Raw genomic sequence first — 912 nt, forward strand, 5'->3', positions numbered from 1 at the left:
TTTAGGGGACGGAAAAATACCCTAAAGTAGGCGATTTTCAAAGTTATATTAACCAGCATGGCGGCAGCAATAATGCTTGGACGGGGACTGAACATACTTGTTTCTTTTTTGACGTCAGCTGACCAATGTTTTTGAAAAAGCGCTAGACCGATTTAGTCAGTTTTTTGTCGCGCCTTTGTTTAACGAAGAGGCTCTGGATAAAGAACGCCAAGCGGTCGAATCGGAATATCGTCTAAAATTTGAACGACGACTCAAGACGCTTCTATCAAGTTAATAAGGAAGTGGTTAATCCGAATCATCCCTTTGCAAAATTTTCCGTCGGTAACTTGGAAACGCTCAACGACAGAGATGGCATTTCCATTCGCCAAGAGATCGTAGACTTCTATCGCACTCATTATTCATCCGATTTAATGACCTTGACTATCTATGGGCCACAAAGTCTTGATCAACTGCAAACATGGGCAGAAGAAAAATTCGGATCCATCACCAACAACCATTTAGCGGGTAAATCGATAGCCGTACCCATCAGTGATGAAACAGCAACAGGCATTTTGGTGAACATTGAGCCGCTCAAAGAGATACGTAAGCTCATTATGACATTTCCTCTGCCAGGCATGGATCATCACTACTCAACCAAACCGCTTTCCTACTTTGCCCGATCTGCTTGGTTATGAGGGAGAAGGCAAGATTTGAGTGCTCAACTGAAAACAAAAACTGGGTGACCTCTCTCTCTGCTGGCGGTGGCGCTGCTGGCAGTAATTACCGTGATTTCACCGTCAGTTGTACTTTGACGAAAGACGGGCTCGCCCATACCGATGAGATTATTCAAGCCGTCTTCCAGTATATTCGTTTGATCAAAGCAGAAGGGCTTGAAGAGTGGCGATACAAGGAAAAACAAGCGGTACTTGAGTC

Annotated in this window: 1 pseudogene; it reads left to right on the plus strand. The window is 44.3% G+C overall.

From position 1 onward, the window contains the following. Positions 1 to 47 precede the first annotated feature (47 nt). Positions 48 to 912: pseudogene (locus CIK04_RS25245) on the plus strand (insulinase family protein); the annotation flags it as partial.

The organism is Vibrio sp. 03_296 (assembly GCF_002265885.1).